Origin of the sequence: Legionella sp. PC997, from assembly GCF_014109825.1 — a bacterium.
Taxonomy (GTDB): Bacteria; Pseudomonadota; Gammaproteobacteria; order Legionellales; family Legionellaceae; genus Legionella.
The window spans coordinates 3138245-3159190 of record NZ_CP059576.1 but is presented as its reverse complement, the minus strand read 5'-3'; the positions used below and the strand labels follow the sequence as shown (position 1 = coordinate 3159190).

Here is a 20946-nt window from a genome sequence, read left to right as displayed (position 1 = left end):
AAAGTGAAAAAAAGACGAGTGGCTATTACAGGTTTGGGAGCGGTTTCCCCTTTAGGACTCGATGTCCAGTCCACATGGTCTAATTTATTGGCGGGACACTCAGGAATTGCTGAAATTAAGCAATTTGATGCCAGTGCTTTTCCTACATATATTGCGGCTGAGGTGAAAAACTTTGCGCTCGATCCCAAGTTAATTACCAAACGAAGTCGCTTTTCAGTGCATTTTACCCGTTTTGCTCTTGCAGCCGCTCAACAAGCTTTTGATGATGCGGGTCTCGTGCCTACCGAACAAACTGCAGCCCAGTGGGGTGTAGTCACCGGCAGTGGTATGATGACTGCCGAATTTGATTATCTATCTCGATTTCAGCAAATTTGTGCCTCAGATGGTGAAGCAGATTGGGGACGTTTGCTTGATAACACTCAAGAATTTTATAAATTATCCGATTTTGGCAAAACAACGCCAAATTCAGGCTTGTCTTTATTGATTCAACAATTCGGAATCAGAGGTTATGCCTCCTCAGTACATACCGCTTGTGCCTCTGGCGGCCAAGCTTTAGGATTAGCAATGCAGGTAATTCGTCGGGGTGAAGCAGATTTTATGTTAGCTGGCGGATTTGATTCAATGATCAATCCCTTAGGATTATCCAGTTTTTGTCTATTAGGTGCCTTATCTACGTACAACAGTACTCCAGCAACAGCAAGTCGACCTTTTGATGCCACGCGTAATGGTTTTGTCTTGGGAGAAGGTGCGGCTTTTTTAATTCTTGAAGAATGGAGTAAAGCAAAAGCACGCGGTGCCCGTATTTATGCTGAATTGGCCGGTGAAGGGAATTCTTTAAGTTCTTATCGAATTACCGATTCTCATCCAAATGGTGATGGCGCGATTCAAGCAATTGAACGTGCTCTTCAAGATGCTGGAGTAAAGGCTTCCGATGTGGATTACATCAATGCACATGGAACCTCAACTAAAATGAATGACTTAAGCGAAACAAATGCCATTAAAGCAGTTTTTGGGGAGTCTGTCGCAACCTTACCGGTAAGTTCGACTAAAGGGCAAACAGGACATTTAATTGCTGCAGCAGGCGCACTTGAGGCGGTCTTATCCGTTAAATCGATAGAACAGGCACAAGTCCCTAAAACCGCTAATTTAACTAACCCCGATCCTGAATGCGATTTGGATTATGTGGTTGATGGGCCACGCGAACGATCTTTGGGCGTGGTTTTATCCAATTCATTTGGATTTGGTGGCTCCAATAGTTGCTTATTGTTTAAGCATCCTGAGTTTGGGGGAGCAGATTTATGAGTCAAGACAATAGAGTATTTATTACAGGACGGAGTGCTTTAACCGCATCAGGTGCTACTGCAGATGCAACTTGGAATTCGATTCTTTCTGGTAAAAGTGGGATTGCAGAAATAACCCAATGGGATTTGTCACAATGGTCTCACCGTTTGGGAGGCGAACTAAAAGAGTTCAACCCTGCAAAAATGCTGCCCGATCGTAAGTTGATGAAGGTCATTTCACGTCAGGATGTGATGGGAATTAATGCTGCAGTACAAGCAATTGAACATAGTCATATGATAGATTATCGCGATACTCTTGCAGACCCCAATTCATTTAATGAGCAAACAGCAGTATTTGTGGGCTCTCCGGGGAATAAATATTTTCAACAATATGATTTTTTACCCTTGTTAGCAAAAACCAACGGGATGCAGCAATTTGCGCAGGAATTATTCGAAACAGTCCATCCGATGTGGCTATTACGAATATTACCTAATAATGTCCTTGCATATACCGGAATAACTTATGAATTTAAAGGCCCTAATCATAATGTAACAAATCATGCTGTTGGGGGAACACAAGCTCTATTGGAAGCCTATCACGCAATTCGTACGGGTCAGGCAGAGCGAGCTGTCGTCGTTGCTTATGATATGGGTATTGAGCCTCAAGCGGTCTTTTACTATGATCAATTAGGGGTATTGAGTACTCAACATCTAAAACCTTTTGATGAAGCGCATGATGGTACAATTTTAGCCGAAGGCGCTGCGGCTTTGGTTTTGGAAAGTGAAGCCAGTATGAATGCGCGCTCAGCCACCTGTTACGGTGAGATTATCGGTGGTTTATCAACCAGCGAAGCGGAAGGCCTATTTTCTCTAGATACCAGTGGGCAACAGCTTGCTGAACTGATGCAACGTACGTTAGATCTGGTAAAATTAAGTTCTAATGATTTAGGGTTTATCGTTGCTCATGGAAACGGTAATAGTAAATCAGATTATAGTGAATCTCAGGCAATACAAAATGTGTTTGGCCATGAGGAAATTCCAGTAACAGCATTCAAATGGTCCATGGGACATACCATATGCGCTTCTGGATTAATTGACGCAGTAATGACGACCTATGCACTTTCATCTAAATGTGTGCCAGGTATAGCTAATCTGCAAAATATTGCATCCAGTTGTAATGGTTTATCCGTAAGTGCAGATCATCAACCTGTAAAAAGAGGACCTTATGCACTGACGGTAAATCGCGGATTTGCCAGTATGAATGCGTGTTTGGTGATCAAAGCTTGTGATTAAATTAGAACAAAAAGTCAATGAATTGCCCGTGAGTTGGTTGGGTCGATTTGTCCATAAATTTTTACCCTATAAGCGTAAAATAGTTATGGCCAATATTGATCGTGTTTTCGGTGATCAATTAAGTGAGGCCCAAAAAAAGCGGCTTGCCATATCCTATTATTCACATTTGCTTAAGTCGTTTAAAGAAGCCATTCAATTGCGTTTTATGTCGGAGGATGATTTACGCAATTTGGTGGAGGTTCGTGGCCATGAAAATATGTTGGCAGTGGTAGCACAACAAAAAGGCGTTTTAGTTCTAACAGGACATTTTGGTAATTGGGAAGTTGCACCTATTGGGGGTGTTTTAAATTTTAAAGAATTTCGAGGACAGTTTCATTTTATTCGTCGCACTTTATCAATCAAATTTATTGAGCGAAGTTTGTTTAAGCAATATTATCAAGTGGGTTTAAACGTTATTCCTAAAAAAAATTCGCTTGATAAGGTGTGTGCCGCTTTAGAGCAAAACCATGCGGTCATTTTTGTTCTGGATCAACATGCTTCTTTAGCGAATCGTGATGGTATTGCCGTGGAGTTTTTCGGTACGAAAGCAGGGACTTATCGAAGTTTAGCCACTCTTTCTCGTTATACGGGCGTACCGGTGATTCCTGCTGCAGGCTATCGGTTACCCAATGGAAAGCATGTTTTAGAATTTTATGATCCTATTCCATGGAAAGATTATGGAAGTGCCCAAGAATCCCTTTACCAGAATACATTGGCGTATAATCAAGCGTTAGAACGTATTATATTGAATCATCCTGAGCAATGGAACTGGATGCATAAACGTTGGAAGCTTAAGACCTAAAGATTAACTACTACTAATTGTTTTTTTAAACGATTCAATATGTTCCACCTCGAAGGTATCCTCCTCTTCTTGTTCCGGCTGCTTCATTTTAGAGAAAAAACTTTCTGCCCAATGGAATGCGCTGTGTGCATATACAGTTGCTTCACAAGCATATTCGGAAAACACTTTAGACGCGCTTGCAACAAAGTCAGAAGTTTCTTGAGTTTTGGGTTTTGGTGTGGGTTTAATTATTAGTTCTGGCATAGGACAATCCAGTTCGTCAGAAACATATTGCAAATGATCGGAATCTTCATTTACCTCTGCCAGTAAGGAATCCACCTCCTCACGTTGTTTTTCTTTTAAGGTTAACTCCAGCAAATGGAATCGATTTACACTAAAGGGAGTTTGATTTTCCTTTAACCAGCGATAAAGCCCTTCGTTATGCTCCTTATGGGTCATTACGTAATGGTATAGCTTATGAAGTTTTTGTCTTGTACTTAGCTCATCTTTAGGCATTATTTCTAACGAATAACTTTCGAATGCTTTAATAATTCCTGCAAATTTTTCTTGTGTTAGTGGCAATCTAATTTTGTTTAACAAAGTCGGAAGATCTTTTCCTGATTCTGGAGCTGAAACCGTTTTTTTTTCTGAATTCTTAGGTACATTTTTATTATTTTGTATGAAGCTCAATGATTCTGGGACCACATAATCAGGAGAGTTTGGTTTAAAAAAACCAGTCCATCCATAAGTCCAGCATCGTTTAAGCCATTTGATTAAAGTAGCGAAAAACCCTTGATGTTTAATCCAAATTAACTCTTGCCGTGCTTCAGAAAGCGCTTGTTGAGCTATCTGAATGATTTGCGGATTTTTTTCGGAATTAAGATTTTTTAACGCTAAGGTACACAAATTAATTACGTGTTGATAATTTTCCTCCCCACCACGTAAACCAAAATATCGGAGAATTCTCTTTGCATCAAACAAAAACAATTGATAGCTGACTTGTTCATCGAAAAATAAAGGATGATTTAAAAAAGCAGTAAATAATATTTCCTTTATTACGGGATCTAATTCAGGACGACTTAGCATGAAACCAATATGGTGTATGGCTTGGTTTCTTGATTTTAAGTGTTCTGAACCGGCGTAGAAATCCATGTAGTCATTGATTAGTTTCGAAAAGGGTTCGGGGTCCCCTTTATAATGTATTAAGAAATACTCAAAACAGTTGATCGATTTATCATGCTTAATTAATCCTTGGATAAAAGGGTTTTCATCAGAATCTGATGACTGTTTTCGCTCTTGGGAAGTTTCCGAAATTGGATTTAAATAAACAGTTTGCAACAACCTTTGAGTATTTATTCGCTTATTTTGATAAAATAATGCAACATTTCCTTTTAACGCATTATTTCTTAAATAACGATTCGTTAAAAAAGCTGTACTTTTTGCTAATTCCTTAAATGCGAGTTTATCATTTAGATAAAAAAGTAATTCAATTGCTTCGAGCGAAAATGAATGGTTTTTATCTAATAATATTTTTGCTAGTTGATTGATATAACTAGCATATGCCTTATTATAGTGACCATTGAGATAAAGACGCATCGCCAAAATCAAATGAGATTCTTTATTTGCATGCTCTAAAAATTTAAGAGGTATTTTATTAAATAGGCCCAAATGTTCAATAATATTTATTATGATGGTTTCTTTCTGATTGGACTCCATTTTGCACAATTCATCGATTACATTGGGGCCTGCAATGTGCATTAAATGAGCCAACACATACTGCGCATTAGGCATGGATGAGAAATGGTTGAGCCAGTAGGTTAAAACACGGTGTCTCTCATAGAGAGGATATCGTTCAATTAAAGCTTCAATTTGTGTTTTGCTTAATTGATGAAAATGAGGGACTGAACAAAGAAGACTTATCGCAGCCTCGGGTTCCAATTTCTCAATTAATTGAGTGGATAGGATTGTCAAATCAAGTTGATGAATGAAGATATTAAGACGTGAAGGAACATGATGATCTTGATGCGTTAATCGATTTAATAAGGAATCGCCCCTTAAACACGATAGGAATTCTTTTTGGCTTAACAGGTGAATAATTAAAAGAGACTTTACTTCCCGACTTTGCACTATTTTTATGGACTCAAGGATGTCTAAGGCCGTTAATTGGCTCTCTTCAAGAGTGGTTAGAAATTGAGTATGACTCCTTATATCCTGACTGATCTCTTTTAAGTACTCAGAGTTTCCCATAGCCGCTTTGAATAAATCAAAACTTTGTATTTTGCTTCCTGTCATGGCACTCTCCTTTTAGTCAAGCACCAGTCTCACAATAGATTTCTTCCGAACTCTATTATGACAGCAAATCACTTCGCCGATGTGGTGCTCGAATCCTCATGTGCTCGTGTACACTCCGGTGTTCTGCGCGCTCTGCTTCTTCTCGTCTAGGCTCACTGTAGTGAGTTGCATAGAAGTCAGATGGAACGGTGCGAGTGTGAGGTCGTTCTTTCAGGATAACTCTTTGTAAATAAAATTCAATACTTGTGTTAATTTTGTATAAGTAAACTAATACGAAGATGATTCAATTATCTATTTATTAAAACAAGATACCCTCATAAACAAAGACAGCGGGGCCAGTTAGGGTAATTGCTTGATTGAATTCAGGCCAGTCGATAAATAAATCACCCCCGGGCAAGGTAACTTTTATTTGTTTATCCAGTTGATGGTATAGCCGGCCAATCGCCGCCGCGGCAACCGCACCACTTCCACAGGCTTTAGTTTCTCCACAGCCGCGTTCATAAACACGTAATTTAATATGATGGGAACTCATAATTTGCATGAATCCCACATTGGCTTGAGCAGGAAAGCACTGATGCAAACTGATTTGTTTTCCTAAGGTATCCACTGGTGCTGTTTCGGTATCGGTAACTAATAACACTGCATGGGGATTCCCTACACTTAAGGCGTGGAATTTGACCATTTTTTGGGTTGGAAGTTCTAAAGAATATTCAATAGATTGCTGAGCTACTTTAAGTGGAATAGCCGAAGGAGCTAATTGAGGAATCCCCATATTAACGCGCACACTGGAGTCTGGATTAATATGCAAATCCATCTGGGTCGTTTTGGTTGCAACGGTTAAGTGATTCTTGTCGGTTAATCCGTAGTATTTTGCAAATAAGGCAAGACAACGTGCTCCATTCCCGCATTGACCCACTTCCTGCCCATCGGCATTAAAAATTCGATAATTGAAGTCAATACCTTTTTGCTGACTGGATTCGATTAACAGGCATTGGTCAAAACCAATCCCGGTATTCCGGTGCGCCATAATAGCGATTTGCTGTGGGCTTAGATTGATTGTCTGATGAATCCCATCAATTACAATGAAATCATTACCTAAGCCATGCATTTTGGTAAATTTAATCTTCATATTATTCTATTGAGTTGATTTATCTGCAGTCCTATTAGTGGGTTCTGGCAAATAAAGAGGACCTTTTTGCCCACAAGCGGATAAGAATATAACAAGGCAAATCATAAGTAAAAAGTAAGTTCGTTTCATTTGAAATAAGCAGGTTAACGATTTGAGTATCACTATCTATTTATTTAAGTAAAAATTCAAGTGATAAACAATGATATTAATGTAACCCAATACCTTTAAAAGAATCGGGTTTTCTGACTATACGTTGAGTGCTTGTGCTTTTCCTGGTTCTTCATTATCAATGGGTATATTCAGTTCTTTTCTATATTCATTCAATTTGGAAACCACATTTTCTCCAGAGGATTGCCAAAACAGAAGGGATTTAACTGAGGAATAACCTACACGGGTATAAGCTGCAAGTGCAATTAATCCCAGACCTGCCAAAAGAACCCCTGCGGCAATTACGGCATTTCTTATATATCGAATTAGTCGGTCATCACGGTGATTTATCAGTGTCTGTTCCACTTTATCAAGATAGTTGTAAAAGTGTCGCGCGCGTTCTTTAGGACGAGGGAAATCCTGTGTATTATTTAAAATCTTAAGCAGTTTAGTTACTTCTATAATTTTGACGTTTATTTTATCATCGGATTTTTTAATTTCATCATCTTGTTCCAACTCTTTAGGTCTATCAGATAACTGAGATCTAAGCCAAGCCAGATATTCCTCAGTTAGAGGGATGAGTTTTTTCTTAATAAGCAGCAAATGCTCAACCTCGTTTTCATCGTTCAGGGCTTTACTATATTCGATTTTTTTGTTGCGTTCCGCTTTCAATACAGTTTTAGTTTTTTCTAGCTGTTGTTTCCTTTCGACTAAATTTTGCTGCATCCTTTCAATTTGTGACGTTAATTCTTTTTTTTCCTGTGCTAAAACTGACTTTTCTTGCTTCACTCTATCTACCACACCATATTGGCTAATTGCATGGCGTTCTACTAATTCTTTAAAAGTACCTTTAGCTGCAGGTTCAGGCAACGCATTAGGACGGTCTCGATAAAATTTTTGCGCCGCAACATCAATTAACATTTCGGCTTTTTTTCGGAGTAACAGTTCATGTTTATGGAACACCGCTTCCTCAGTTGCGAGCTCTCGTACGCGACCCAAGGCTTCTATATCATCGATGAAGACTTTAATTTGATGATACAGTTTTTCAAATTCAGCCAAAGAGCTGCCATAATGTTCCTCAAATCGTTTCGTAAGTTGTTCAACTAAACTTTCCAAACTCTCATCTTTAGATAGTTTTTCCCCAAGTTGTTCACAAATGTATTGGATTTTTATGCTTACTGGATAATTGGCTAATTGCGCAAACTGAGGACTTTCGAAAATTTGTATAATTTCTGGGTTAATTTCTCCATTTGAATACCGTTCATCCTTATTGATTTGAGTTAATAACCCATTAAAAAAGCTTTTCAAGTTCGTATCGGTTGAGGTTTGCAAACGATTAAAATCATCTTGCAAGTTTGCATGTTGTTGTCCTGCGGTTTGGGTAATTCCCTTTAAACTTAAGCTATAGAGAGATTTGACAAATTCCTGAATGCCTGGATTATCTATTTGTAATAATTCGTCAAACTCCTTAAAAATAGCAATGATTGCAATAAAAAGATCTTGCTTCTCTTTTTGTTTCCTTTCTTCACTCCAGTCTTCCGTCAAATATTGTAGGCTGACCCTTTGTATTAATGCTCCAAATGAGTTTAAAACATCCTTGCGTGCATTTTCATTGTCGAGTATTGCGGCTGGTGAAATCGAATGTTCCACCAAGGAAGATGAAATATTGGATATTTTTTTAATGTTTTTAGAGAGTACTTTTTGGGCTGAATTTATCAATACGGATAAATCTTTGGTTTCATCAGAATGTACATTAAATATCTTGAAGAAATATTCCTTCATTAAAAAGCTATGTTCTTCATTAACATATCCGGTATTTTTAGGGAATACCTCGGTTAAAAGACCATATTTATGGCCCGTACGAAGCATTTTTCGTTGCGGTGCTACTCCCATCAGAGTGTAGTGAGTCGTATCAAATGCTTCATATGCTGCTCTATTGTCGTAAATTTTGTCGTAAAGCTTGCGGAATATCGTTGGAAAATCAAGTTTTTCCACATCAATGCCATCTCCGAGATCGGCAAGCAAGGACACATATTTTCTACCTAATCCTGTAGGCTCATGAAAAATTTCTTGTGCATTTTTAAATTCAACCCCATGTTCCTTTAGAAATTTCAGTAATTTAAAAAGCATTAATTTTTGAACATGAGTCGCTTTGGTTTTTTCAGGTGAAACAACAATGTTTTGTTGTGATGCATTCGTTCCAGCAGATCCTGTACCATGATGCCCAGGAATGGTGTTGCGAACTATTATTTGATCAGAGGTCGAACCTTCTGGATAGATAGGTGTAAAGCCCCAATCAGAACGCTCATTTTCGTAATAGACAAACTCCGCATGTTTTACAACAGCTGGAAGTGTAAAAAATCGTTCGTCATACCAGGTTACAGGCCAGCAATCTCCGGGAACTGGGTCAATGATAAAGAGATTCATCGACACGTTAGAAATATTGGTTTTTAGTGCATTAAACCATTGTTCTTGAGCTTCTTTAGTTTTAGGTAGCTGGGATAAAAGGGGTTTAATAATGTCAGGAGTATTGTTTAAAGGTTTTCCTTTTTTATTTTGTTGCCTTTCTGTTTGTTGTGACTCGAGTAGACTTATTAATTGATCAAAGTTCGCGCAAGAGTTAATAGCATCTTTGATTGCATTAATTTCATGAGCAATCAGAATGGATTCAACGCCACCTCTACTGTGCGCAATTTCATTAAGTTCGGTTTGCCCACGGATAACCGCATTTAATGCAATACCTAGCCCAATTCCGATTTTTTCGCCAACATTCCCACCGTCTGTTTTTGGACCATTAACGACCGAAACCTCTAAAGACTGATAAGGAGCGAGTTGTTTGCTATCAATCGCTGGCTGTTCTTCTGTTTTAATTAATGTAGAGACAATACTTAATGTTTCACCTTTGGGGTAGTAATCCTGTATTCTAGTTCCTACTTTTAAGGGGGTAGTTTTTTTCTTATTTTTTAAAGTAGGAGTGTAAGATGTATCTGTTCCTAACATCGTAAGGGTGAATGACTTGGATTCTACTTTCTTAAACATACGCTTGCCGCTTATTAATTCATAGTAGCGAACTATAATTCATGTTGGGTAATAATGGAATATCCATACCCCTCAAATTTGTTAATAAATGACCCAAACTGATGTTATTTTGCAATAATATGGCTTTTATCAAATATCGGACACGTATAACTTGCACTGTGTTGTTGCATTAGCGATAATTTCTCTTTTTTTGTCTGTGAGGAGATTTGTTTTGAGTGATTTTATAAAGGAGTCACAGGCTCAAACACAAGCATGTGTTATTTGGATGCATGGTTTAGGCGCTGATGCTTCCGACATGATGGGTTTAGTCGATCAATTAACTATCGCAGATCTCGCGGTACGTCATGTATTTATTAATGCCCCCCAGCGTCCAGTGACTTTAAATGCTGGCATGGTCATGCCTGCTTGGTATGATATTATGGGCATGAAACTAATTGATAGAGAAGATAAAGAAGGAATTGAACAATCCGAGTTGCTGATTCGTAAGGTCATGGATGAACAATTAAATGAGGGTTTAGAGTACCATCAGATCTTTTTAGCAGGGTTTTCACAAGGAGGAGCAATGGCATTGCATACCGCTCTTCATACCACAGCTCGCTTGGCGGGGGTTGTAGCTTTATCTGCTTACTTACCTTTAGCGGCGCATACCAGACCTAAGTTGGATAAGAGTACCCCTTTTTTTATGGGAGCAGGACAATTTGATCCGTTGGTTTTGCCTCAATGGACTGAATCGAGTAAAGATTGGTTATTGGGTAAAGGATATGAACACCTATCTTATTATAAATATCCTATGGAACATTCAATTTGTTTTGAGGAGATTAAAGACTTAAGTCTTTGGTTTAGAAATAAAATTCGGGGAGAAGCATAATGCCCATAGTGAAAAAGTCACGTACGGTTAATTATACCTGTGAGCAAATGTTTTCGTTGGTGAATGAAGTAGAGCGATATGCGGAATTTTTACCTTACTGCGCAGAAAGCTTGGTACATCATCGCGATGAAGATGAAGTGCAGGCTACTTTAGTGATTGGTGCTGCTGGTATGAGTAAATCATTTACCACACGTAATATGCTACAAGTTAACAAAATGATAGAAATTCGTCTTGTTGATGGTCCATTCAGTCATTTAGAGGGTTTTTGGCGCTTTGATGAAGTTGAAGAAGGATGCAAAATCTCTTTTGACCTGGAATTTGAATTTGCAGGGCGTATGTTTTCGATGCTTCTTGGCCCGGTATTTGAGCAAGTCACCGATAAGATGGTCGATTCATTTTGTGAGCGAGCCAAGGAAATTTATGGTCAAAGTTGAGTTGGTTTATGTGGCTTTTGACAAGACCGTACAGCATCGGGTTTTAGAGCTCAAACAAGGAGCAACTGTTCTTGATGCGCTTAATGCGTCAGGAATATATGAAGACTATCCGGAGACACAAGGCATGTCTGTTGGAATTTATGCAAAACAGGTTTCTTTAGAACAGGTATTGCAAGAGGGAGATAGGATCGAGATATACCGACCTTTGGTTCTCGATCCAAAAGAGAAACGCCGTCAAAAGGCCATCCGTGCTCGCTAATCTTCAGAGCCTCAGCCTATGTAGTCTAGCGCCCGCCTTATTTTGGAAATTATTGCTAGGAATCCTGGGTTTCACTACGTTTCACCCAGGTTACAAAATTAGAAATTAGAAATTAGAAATCTTGCTTATTCTTGATTAATGTCCGGTTGATTAAGTGATGCTACCCCCGGTTTTAGTTTACCCCGTTCGATACGTGCGAGAACTCCATTTTGGAAGTATAAGCTGACTGTGGACATAGTCGTATATCCTCGGCCTCTACGCCAAGTGTATGCATAATCCCATCGGTTTTCATTAAACGTAGGACTTAACAAACTGGTTCCCATTAATATAGCAACATCATTTTTACTCATTCCCATTTTGAGTCGGTCGATTTTCGATTTGGGTAATAAATTTCCTTGTTGTACTACTCGCCGGGACAGATCAAATGATGAGCATTGAGTAAGGGTTAAGGTACACACAATTCCTAATAGAAAAATTATTATTCTCATTTTTTTTGCCTATCGTGAAAAATTTCGCCATAATAGCACGTCATTTACTGAAAGACACCTTTAACCTAGAAAAGCAGTTGTAACCCTTACTGTAGAAGCGAAAAGGACCCATCTGCGGAATTTTTTTCAGGTTATAAGTAGACAAGTTCGTTACTGCAAAGGAGCATTGATGGAAGAGAGTAAACAGCTAAAAAATGCTGGATTGAAGATTACTTTGCCTCGTTTAAAAGTATTACAAATATTGGAACAATCTCCTAACCATCATTTAAGCGCGGAAGGTGTTTATAAAGCATTATTAGAGACAGGCGAAGATGTAGGGCTGGCTACGGTTTATCGAGTACTAACGCAATTTGAGACTGCAGGATTGGTGAATCGGCATAATTTTGAGGGAGGGCACTCTGTATTTGAATTAAGTCAGGGAGCGCATCATGATCACCTGGTTTGCATCAAATGTGGTTGTGTTGAGGAGTTTGTTGACGAGGTCATTGAACAAAGACAGAAAACTATCGCCGAACGCGCCAATTTTCACATGACCGATCACGCTTTGAATATTTATGGAATATGTCCCCGTTGCCATAAAGATCAAGGAACGCAATAGGTAGCTTTAATTTTCTTTTTTTCCCAAAAGGAAATAAGTCTTTATTTTGCCAATCCCTTTCATTTCCAGAGTTCCTCGGGGTTCAATAAGGAATTCATCTTGAAGCATAAAAGCCATTTTTTCTGAGATATGGATTTTATTAGGAAGGGATGTTTCTTCTAGACGACTGGCTAAGTTGACTACATTACCCCATATATCATAAACAAATTTTTTATGGCCGATGATTCCTGCAATTACAGTACCATAGGTCATTCCAATCCGAAATTGAAGTTTCATGTGGTGTTCTTGATTAAACCTCATCATTCGTTCCAGAATGGCCAAAGCATAATTTGCAATATTAATTGCATGTCGAGTGGTTTGTTCAGGGACTCCTGATACAGCCATATAATTATCACCAATGGTTTTAACTTTTTCTACATAATATTGCTCTGTGAGTTTATCAAGCTCTGCAAACAAGCGATTAAGAATATTTACCGTTTGTTTTGCTCCTAATTCCTCCGTTAATTGTGAGAAATTAATAATATCTGCAAACATCACGCTGGCTTGGGAAAATTCATCTGCAATATCTTCCTCTCCTTTTTTCAAGCGTGTAGCTATTGCTTCTGGCAAAATATTCAAGAGTAATAAATCATTTTCCTCATTTACTCTTGATAGAGTCTTTAATGCATGAATAATAAAAAAGAGCATAAGTATTGTTGACAAAAAAGAGAGCGCAAGAGCCAGGGCAATAATTTTAGACATTTTGAGATCAATTTTTTCATTCGTTAAAAATGTGCGAGTATCTACGAGTTTAAAAAATTCTTGTAAGGGTTTTACCACTTGTAATTTGGCGCTCATATAATCGTCCCCAAAAACCATTTGCTGCGCTAATTGAGGATTTGGTTTGCCAATAATGGTGTAATTTCCTGATTTATCAGGATATTTACCCTCAAATAAATTCATAGCTTTGATTTCAGTTTCGGAGAGTTTATTACTTTGGTTTTCTGCTTTGGCCAATAAGGAAAATTCTTTGAGAGTAAAATGATGCTCCAACATCATTGAGGATAACGATTTTGCTGGACCATACGATTGGGGCTGTTTGTTATTAATAACTAAATCCCAATACAATTCGTCATAATTTAAAGGGAGTGGGGAAGTTCCATTACGTATCGCTAAAATTTCATTATAGTAATTACGATATTTCTTCTCGCCTGTTACTACATAAAGGCGGGCCATCTCAGTTAAATCATCAGAGCTTTGTCGAAGCTTATTCGCTAATACATACAATTGATAACGCTCATTGCCATCAATAACCTCTTGAACTGCAATGTGTTTTAACAGAAATAAACACATGATAAGGCTCATTAAAGTGAGCGCTAAGAAGAAGAAAAAATAGTGTAAAAGACGTGTATTTTTAAGATGAAGCTTTCTGAGCACCTTTAACTCTTTTTTTCTATTCACTTACATTCAAGAATAGCTTATTTATATAATAAAGGAGGCATTTCTAATAACTTATTTTAAATGCTATTCTTTATAGAAGAGAGGTCTGTTTTATTAGGGAATTCTTAGGACGAGTCAGACTTGATCCTTAAATTGTTCAAGGATTATTAATGAAATTGTTATTTTTAGGAGCCGGTAGCGGTATAGGAACGGATTTCGGAAATTTTCAATCAAATATGCTACTTCTAACAGATAGTGGGAAAAAACTCCTGATAGATTGTGGTACAGATATTCGTTTTTCTTTAACTAAAGCAGGATACCAATCTCAAGATATTGATGCACTGTATATAAGCCATTTACATGCCGATCACATAGGTGGAATTGAATGGTTCGCCTTTCAACGAAAATTTGCTTCCTCACCCAAGGGGATGCCTCATTTAATTATTCATGAACAATTAGTAGATCTATTATGGAATACTAGTCTAAGTGGTGGGTTGAAAACCCTTGATGATAAAGAAGCGACTTTAAGCGATTATTTTTCAGTCCAAGCGGTTCGTACTGGTCACCCTTTTAATTGGGAAGGATTAGCACTCAACCCAGTGCAAACCCTTCATATTTATTCCAATAAAGAATTAATGCCAAGTTATGGTTTGAGTATTAGTTATAAAGAAAAAAAATACTTTATTACTACAGATGCACGGTTTACCCCAGAACGTTTCGAGCCCTATTATCGTGAGGCAACTCTAATTTTTCATGATTGTGAAACCTTGGAGACCCCAAGCGGAGTACATGCTCATTTTAAGCAGCTTGTTACATTAGATCCTGAAATTAAAGCCAAAAGTTGGTTATATCATTACAATGATGGCCCTCTACCTGATGCCCAATCTCATGGTTTTTTAGGGTTTATCCGTTGTGGTCAGGAATTTGATTTTAATTAAACAAGTAATAACTCATTTAATAAGTTCAATTTAAACAATCCCCTAACCAAACTTTAGATATCTAATTTGTCAATGATATGAATTAAATCACCGGATACCTAATCCCGGAATAAAACTTGAGTTTATTCTTAAAATTTAATGGATTTCATTGATATAATGGTTTACTTCGAATCGTTAATATGGATGTTTATGTGGATTGTATGGATTGCACTTTCGCGACCTTACACGTTTATTGTAATGGCTCTAATGCTTCTTATTATTGGGCCTCTAGCGATAATGCGTACGCCTACAGATATTTTTCCTGACATTAATATTCCCGTTGTGAGCGTTGTATGGAATTACGCAGGCTTGCCTCCTGATGAAATGGGGAATCGTATTGCGAGTGTCTTTGAGCGAGCAGTTACTACCACAGTGAATGATATTGAACACATTGAATCTTCGTCGTTAATTGGTGTTAGTGTGATCAAATTATTCTTTCAACCCAATGTAAATGTTGACTTGGCTTTAAGCCAAGTCACAGCAATTGCACAAACGATGCTCCGAAGTTTACCACCCGGAACTTTACCTCCATTAGTATTAAGCTATAAAGCTTCAACAGTTCCTGTTTTACAACTGGTATTATCAAGTGCAACCATCCCAGAACAAAAATTAAATGATTTGGCCAATAACTTTCTTCGTACTCAACTCGCAACCGTACAAGGAGCTGCACTGCCGTATCCCTATGGAGGCAAAATACGTCAAATCCAGGTCGATTTAGATCTGCAAGCAATGCAAACCTATGGTATTTCTGCACAAGAAATTAATAATGCAATTCTTTCTCAAAACCTCATTATCCCCGCAGGTACCCAAAAAATAGGAGAGTATGAATATATTGTTAAGTTGAATGGTAGCCCCCGTTCAGCAGTTGAATTAAATGATGTGCCAGTTAAATCCACTCCTGGACGAGTTTTATACATCCGTGATGTAGCTCATGTGCGTGATGGATTTGCCCCACAAACTAATATCGTACGAGTGGATGGGAAAAGGGCGGTTATGATGTCAATCCAAAAAACCGGTAATGCTTCTACTTTAGATATTGTGAATCGGGTTAAAGATTTATTACCAAAAGTTAAGAACATGCTTCCGGAAGGGCTTAACTTGTCCAAATTTGCGGATCAATCAATCTTTGTTACCGCGGCGATTCGTGGGGTTATTACGGAGGGTGTGATTGCAGCTGCTCTAACTGGACTTATGATTTTACTTTTTCTTGGGAGTTTACGGAGTACGCTTATAATTACTTTGTCCATTCCTTTATCTATCATTGCATCGATTACTATCCTTTCTGCTTTGGGAGAGACAATCAATATTATGACCTTAGGTGGTTTGGCACTGGCGGTGGGCATTTTAGTTGACGATGCTACGGTTGCTATTGAAAACATTAACTGGAATTTGGAGCAGGGTAAAGAAGTGGAACAAGCAATTCTTGATGGCGCGAAACAGATTGCGATACCTGCGTTGGTATCAACCTTATGTATTTGTATCGTGTTTGTTCCTATGTTTTATTTGGGAGGCGTTGCCCAATATCTATTTGTTCCTTTAGCTGAAGCAGTAATTTTTGCCATGCTCATGTCTTATATTTTATCCCGTACACTGGTTGCTACTTTGGCAAAATACTGGTTGCATAAACACGAATTGATAGGTGAAGAGCAAGATAAAGGACGTTTTGCGCGCTTACACCAATCTTTTGAAGAACAATTTGCACGATTGCGCGCCCAATATTTCAAATCATTATCTTGGGTATTGAACAATGCTAAAGTTTTTATTTTTTATTTTTTAGGTTTTGTTGTCATCTCAATTGTATTGCTGTGGCCATGGTTGGGTTCGAATTTCTTTCCTGATGTCGACGCGGGACAAATTAAATTACATATTAGTGCTCCAACGGGAACTAGGGTAGAGGAGACAGCACGAATTGTCGATAACATTGATACCGTAATTCGAAAGGTAATACCGCCCAAGGATCTTGGCAGTATTGTTGATAATATTGGTTTACCTGTGAGTGGTATTAATTTATCGTACAGTAATTCAGCAACGAATGGCCCAGAAGATGCGGATATTTTAATCTCCCTGAAGGATGGACATCGACCTAGTTCAGAGTACGTTCATCAATTAAGATCGGTTTTAAGAGACCATTTTCCAGCAGTGACGTTCGCATTTTTACCGGCGGATATTGTAAACCAAATTATCAATTTTGGTTTGCCATCACCAATTAATATCCAGGTCATTGGCTTAAAAAAAGAGGCCAATGCTCGGCATGCCAATAATTTGATGAATCAGTTAAAGCGAGTTCCCGGTCTCACTGATGTGCGAATAAGACAATCTAATAATTATCCTGAGTTTTTTGTGAAGGTTGATCGGAGTTTGGCCAGTGAACTTGGATTTACTCAACTCAATATCGCTTCCGATTTATTAGTGACCTTATCAGGTAGTTTTCAAACGACACCCACATTTTGGTTGGATCCTAAAAACGGAGTTTCTTATCCGATTGTTACGCAAGCCCCCCAATATGTCATGACTTCATTAAATGATTTACTTAATATCCCGATTGGCAGTTTAACTCTGCCCAGTCAGCTGCAAATTTTAGGTTCTTTTGCCAAATTGAAACGTACTTGGACCTCTGTTGTTGAGTCGCATTATAATGTTCAGCCAGTGATTGATATTTTTGCTTCAATCCAAGATAGAGATTTAGGATCAATAACTAAAGACATTCAGAAAATTATTCATGATACGCAAGACGAACTGCCGAGAGGATCTTCGGTAGCGATTCGTGGCCAGATTGATACTAAGGAGCATGCATTTAATGGTTTGTATTGGGGTTTAGCTTTTTCGATTTTGTTGGTTTATTTGTTGATTGTTATTAACTTTCAATCATGGGTTGATCCTTTTATTATTATTACTGCCTTGCCTGCTGCGATTGCAGGAATTGCTTGGATGTTATTCATCACTCATACCGCTTTGAGTGTGCCTGCACTAACAGGAGCCATTATGTGTATGGGGGTGGCAACAGCAAATAGTATCCTTATTATTAGTTTTGCCCGCGATCATCTTGCCACAGAAAATGATCCCATGAAGGCAGCGCTTGAGGCAGGACAGACGCGTTTACGGCCTGTAATGATGACTGCATTGGCGATGATTATTGGTATGTTTCCCATGGCTTTGGGCTTGGGAGATGGAGGGGAGCAGAATGCTCCACTAGGACGGGCCGTAATTGGGGGGTTGTCTTTTGCAACGATGGCTACTCTCTTTTTTGTTCCCGCGGTTTTTTATGTGATTCACGAAAGCAAGAAGAAAAAGCAAAGGAAGGATCATGCTTAAATCCATTCGATCATATGTACAGGACCATAAACATAGACGGCTTATTATCGCAATAACTGTTTTTTTATTCATCCTTTCAGTGATAATAGTTTTACGTATTTATGCAGCAATTCATTTACGTAATGAGACTCTTGCGGATGCGGTTCCTGTAGTACGAGTGATGACAGCCCAACAAGAAAAGGGGGTTGATAAAATTATTTTACCCGGTAATGTTCAAGCTTGGCACGAGTCACCTATTTATGCACGAACTAATGGTTATATAAAAAAATGGTATGTAGATATTGGCAGTCACGTTAAAAAAGGTGATTTGCTTGCAGTCATTGAAACACCAGAGCTTGATGCGCAGGAACGTCAAGCGAGGGCCGATTTGAAGACTGCAATAGCAAACAATCAATTGGCCCAGATTACAGCAAAACGTTGGCTTCATTTAGTAAAAACAGAATCTGTATCTCAACAAGAGACTGATGAAAAAGTAAGTACAGCTGCGGCCTTAGAGGCTGCGATGTTTGCTGCTAAAGCTAATTTGCAACGATTACAAGAATTAGTCGGTTTTGAACGTGTAATCGCTCCTTTTGATGGGGTTATCACGGATCGTGCTACCGATATTGGTGATTTAATAAACGCTGGGAGCAGTTCAACAGCGAAACCTCTATTTCGTATTGCCCAAACAAGTCCATTGAGAATTTATGTCAAAATTCCTCAGTATTACTCTTCACGAATTAAACCTAATATGACGGTAGATCTCCATTTTGCAGAGCACCCGAAGCAAGTCTTTTCCGCCAAATTGTTTGAAACAGCGCAAGCCATTGATCCTAATACGCGTACTTTGCTTGCTCAATTTATTTCACCCAATAAAAATAAGGAATTATTGCCAGGTGGGTATACTGAAGTTTGGTTTACTTTAGATATTCCTCCGAAAACGGTGATCCTTCCTGTCAATACTTTGCTGTTTCAGGCTCAAGGATTACAAGTTGCGACTTTGAATAAAGATAATAAAATTGTCTTAAAATCAGTTACGCTTCGACGAGATTTCGGCGCAACAGTTGAAATTGCTACAGGAGTATTGCCAGGTGATCGAGTTGTGCTTAATCCTCCTGATGCCATTAGGAATGGTGAATCTGTGCGAGTTGTTTCATGAAAAAATTGTTTGGTGCTGGTGCACTTATTTTTGCATTAGTGGGTTGTTCTTTCGCTCCAACATACCATCGCCCCATGATGCCTATGCCTGAACATTTTAAGGAGCCAGGAAAATGGGTTGAAATTAAATCGACACCTGAAATTGTATCTCCCGAGGCTTGGTGGCAAGCCTTTAATGATCCTGTTTTAAATAATTTAGAAAGCCAACTGAATGTAGCCAACCAGAATTTAAAATTGGCCTATGCTCACTTTCAAGAAGCAATTTCATTGGTCCAAGTAGCGCGGTCATATTTTTTCCCCACTCTCCAGGGATTATTCAATGCGGATCGCCAGCAAAATTCACGAACGGTAGCGAATCCAGTATCTACTCCTGTATTTAACCAATTTTTAGTGGGGGGGTTCCTTTCTTATGAGCTTGACGCATGGGGTAGTGTTCGTAATTCGGTCATTGCAAGTGAACGTAATGCCACGGCAAGTGCGGCTGATGCCGCTTCTGTTCGTTTGAGTTTACAAGCAGAACTTGCGAATAACTATTTTGCGTTAAGAGGGAGTGATGAGGCACAGCGTATCTTGGATACTACCGTTATTGCATATCAAAAAGCTCTTTATTTAACGAAAAACCGTTATCGAGGTGGTGCTGCACCCATACCTGATGTGGATGAAGCAGAAACCCAACTTGAAAATGCAAAAACCATGGCAGCAGACATGCGATTACAGCGAGCTCAACTTGAACATGCCATCGCAGTATTGATTGGGGAAATACCGAGTAATTTTTCTTTGCCACCAGCTCCATCCCCTAAGATTTTTTTGGAAATTGCTCCTAATATCCCTTCAACCCTTCTAGAGAGAAGACCTGATATTGTTGCTGCTGAAGCACGAGTCCAAGCGGCAAATGCAAAAATTGGTGTTGCCCGAGCTGCTTTTTTCCCAGTGATTGACCTAACTGGTAGTATGGGTTTCCAAAGCAAAAGTCTTGCAAATCTTATTTCAAAACCTAGTCTTTTTTGGTCCCTAGGGCCGTTGAGTTTATTGACTTTAACGCAGCCTGTAGCACAAGTAACTATTTTTGATGGGGGTCGATTACGGGGGTTATTAAATCAAGCCAAAGCCCAGTATTTTGAGACAGTTGCTACTTATCGGCAAACTGTGTTAACTGCATTCCAAGAAGTGGAAGATAATCTGATTGCGATTCACCAGCTCGATCAGGAATATCGAAGTCAAAAAGTCGCATCCCGTGCAGCAAAACGTGCTTGGGATCAAGAAGTATACCGATACAAAGGAGGGTTGGTTACGTTCCTGCAAGTTGTGGTGGCTGAAAATACTGCACTACAATCAAAACTTGCATTAGTTAATATCCACACTCGCCGTCAAATTGCAAGTATTCAGTTGATTAAAGCCTTAGGCGGGGGTTGGTCTATAGATATGGGCAAGAAAAAATAAGATAGAACGGTATG

General features: G+C 38.7%; 16 protein-coding genes and 1 pseudogene. 11 read left to right on the top strand and 6 right to left on the bottom strand.

What is annotated here, in order from left to right:
• The first annotated feature begins 3 nt into the window (after positions 1-3).
• The 3 genes from HBNCFIEN_RS13740 to HBNCFIEN_RS13730 are packed head-to-tail and all read left to right on the top strand — an operon-like array spanning position 4 to position 3414.
• Positions 4-1302, top strand: a complete 1299-nt coding sequence (locus tag HBNCFIEN_RS13740; protein WP_182391636.1) for a beta-ketoacyl synthase — start codon at positions 4-6, stop codon at positions 1300-1302.
• The gene (locus tag HBNCFIEN_RS13735; RefSeq protein ID WP_182391635.1) at positions 1299-2573 is read left to right on the top strand and encodes a beta-ketoacyl synthase; all 1275 of its coding nucleotides are present in this window, start codon (positions 1299-1301) and stop codon (positions 2571-2573) included. The genes HBNCFIEN_RS13740 and HBNCFIEN_RS13735 overlap by 4 nt, the downstream gene beginning before the upstream one ends.
• Positions 2566-3414, top strand: a complete 849-nt coding sequence (locus tag HBNCFIEN_RS13730; RefSeq protein ID WP_182391634.1) for a lysophospholipid acyltransferase family protein — start codon at positions 2566-2568, stop codon at positions 3412-3414. Before HBNCFIEN_RS13735 ends, HBNCFIEN_RS13730 begins: the two co-directional genes overlap by 8 nt.
• Before the next feature lie 3 nt (positions 3415-3417).
• Here HBNCFIEN_RS13730 and HBNCFIEN_RS13725 read toward each other — a convergent pair whose 3' ends face one another.
• From HBNCFIEN_RS13725 to HBNCFIEN_RS13710, 4 genes are all read right to left on the bottom strand, one after another.
• A complete protein-coding gene (locus tag HBNCFIEN_RS13725; protein WP_182391633.1) occupies positions 3418-5685 on the bottom strand; it encodes a hypothetical protein in 2268 nt (755 codons plus the stop codon).
• A 298-nt stretch (positions 5686-5983) separates the two neighbouring features.
• Positions 5984-6814: a diaminopimelate epimerase gene (gene dapF, locus HBNCFIEN_RS13720; protein WP_182391632.1), complete on the bottom strand. Its 831-nt coding sequence runs from the start codon at positions 6812-6814 to the stop codon at positions 5984-5986.
• 6 nt (positions 6815-6820) lie between these two features.
• Positions 6821-6919, bottom strand: a complete 99-nt coding sequence (locus HBNCFIEN_RS13715) for a lipoprotein (protein ID WP_370530125.1) — start codon at positions 6917-6919, stop codon at positions 6821-6823.
• A gap of 141 nt (positions 6920-7060) precedes the next feature.
• The gene (locus HBNCFIEN_RS13710; RefSeq protein ID WP_182391630.1) at positions 7061-10000 is read right to left on the bottom strand and encodes a hypothetical protein; all 2940 of its coding nucleotides are present in this window, start codon (positions 9998-10000) and stop codon (positions 7061-7063) included.
• A 265-nt stretch (positions 10001-10265) separates the two neighbouring features.
• On the opposite strand from HBNCFIEN_RS13710, the gene HBNCFIEN_RS13705 reads away from it, so the two are divergent.
• From HBNCFIEN_RS13705 to HBNCFIEN_RS13695, 3 genes are read left to right on the top strand one after another with little or no spacing between them, the layout of a single operon-like run.
• Positions 10266-10868, top strand: coding sequence for an alpha/beta hydrolase (locus tag HBNCFIEN_RS13705; protein WP_255464420.1), 603 nt, complete (start codon positions 10266-10268; stop codon positions 10866-10868).
• Positions 10868-11302, top strand: a complete 435-nt coding sequence (locus HBNCFIEN_RS13700) for a type II toxin-antitoxin system RatA family toxin (protein WP_182391629.1) — start codon at positions 10868-10870, stop codon at positions 11300-11302. Before HBNCFIEN_RS13705 ends, HBNCFIEN_RS13700 begins: the two co-directional genes overlap by 1 nt.
• A complete protein-coding gene (locus HBNCFIEN_RS13695) occupies positions 11289-11561 on the top strand; it encodes an RnfH family protein (RefSeq protein ID WP_182391628.1) in 273 nt (90 codons plus the stop codon). The genes HBNCFIEN_RS13700 and HBNCFIEN_RS13695 overlap by 14 nt, the downstream gene beginning before the upstream one ends.
• 125 nt (positions 11562-11686) lie before the next feature.
• Here the strand turns inward: HBNCFIEN_RS13695 and HBNCFIEN_RS13690 are convergent.
• A pseudogene (locus tag HBNCFIEN_RS13690) lies at positions 11687-12080 on the bottom strand (outer membrane protein assembly factor BamE).
• Positions 12081-12218: 138 nt separating this feature from the next.
• On the opposite strand from HBNCFIEN_RS13690, the gene fur reads away from it, so the two are divergent.
• Complete coding sequence (gene fur, locus HBNCFIEN_RS13685) at positions 12219-12647, top strand: ferric iron uptake transcriptional regulator (protein ID WP_182391626.1); 429 nt, start codon at positions 12219-12221, stop codon at positions 12645-12647.
• Positions 12648-12653: 6 nt separating this feature from the next.
• Here the strand turns inward: fur and HBNCFIEN_RS13680 are convergent, their stop codons facing one another.
• Positions 12654-13979, bottom strand: coding sequence for an adenylate/guanylate cyclase domain-containing protein (locus tag HBNCFIEN_RS13680; RefSeq protein ID WP_255464226.1), 1326 nt, complete (start codon positions 13977-13979; stop codon positions 12654-12656).
• Positions 13980-14236: 257 nt separating this feature from the next.
• On the opposite strand from HBNCFIEN_RS13680, the gene HBNCFIEN_RS13675 reads away from it, so the two are divergent.
• The 4 genes from HBNCFIEN_RS13675 to HBNCFIEN_RS13660 all read left to right on the top strand — a co-directional run bounded on the left by HBNCFIEN_RS13675 (position 14237) and on the right by HBNCFIEN_RS13660 (position 20932).
• Positions 14237-15004, top strand: coding sequence for an MBL fold metallo-hydrolase (locus HBNCFIEN_RS13675; RefSeq protein ID WP_182391624.1), 768 nt, complete (start codon positions 14237-14239; stop codon positions 15002-15004).
• Positions 15005-15193: 189 nt separating this feature from the next.
• Positions 15194-18355, top strand: coding sequence for an efflux RND transporter permease subunit (locus HBNCFIEN_RS13670; protein WP_182391623.1), 3162 nt, complete (start codon positions 15194-15196; stop codon positions 18353-18355).
• Entirely contained in the window at positions 18348-19493 is a 1146-nt protein-coding gene (locus HBNCFIEN_RS13665; RefSeq protein ID WP_182391622.1) for an efflux RND transporter periplasmic adaptor subunit, read from the top strand. Before HBNCFIEN_RS13670 ends, HBNCFIEN_RS13665 begins: the two co-directional genes overlap by 8 nt.
• A complete protein-coding gene (locus HBNCFIEN_RS13660; protein WP_182391621.1) occupies positions 19490-20932 on the top strand; it encodes an efflux transporter outer membrane subunit in 1443 nt (480 codons plus the stop codon). The genes HBNCFIEN_RS13665 and HBNCFIEN_RS13660 overlap by 4 nt, the downstream gene beginning before the upstream one ends.
• The last annotated feature ends 14 nt before the right edge of the window (positions 20933-20946 follow it).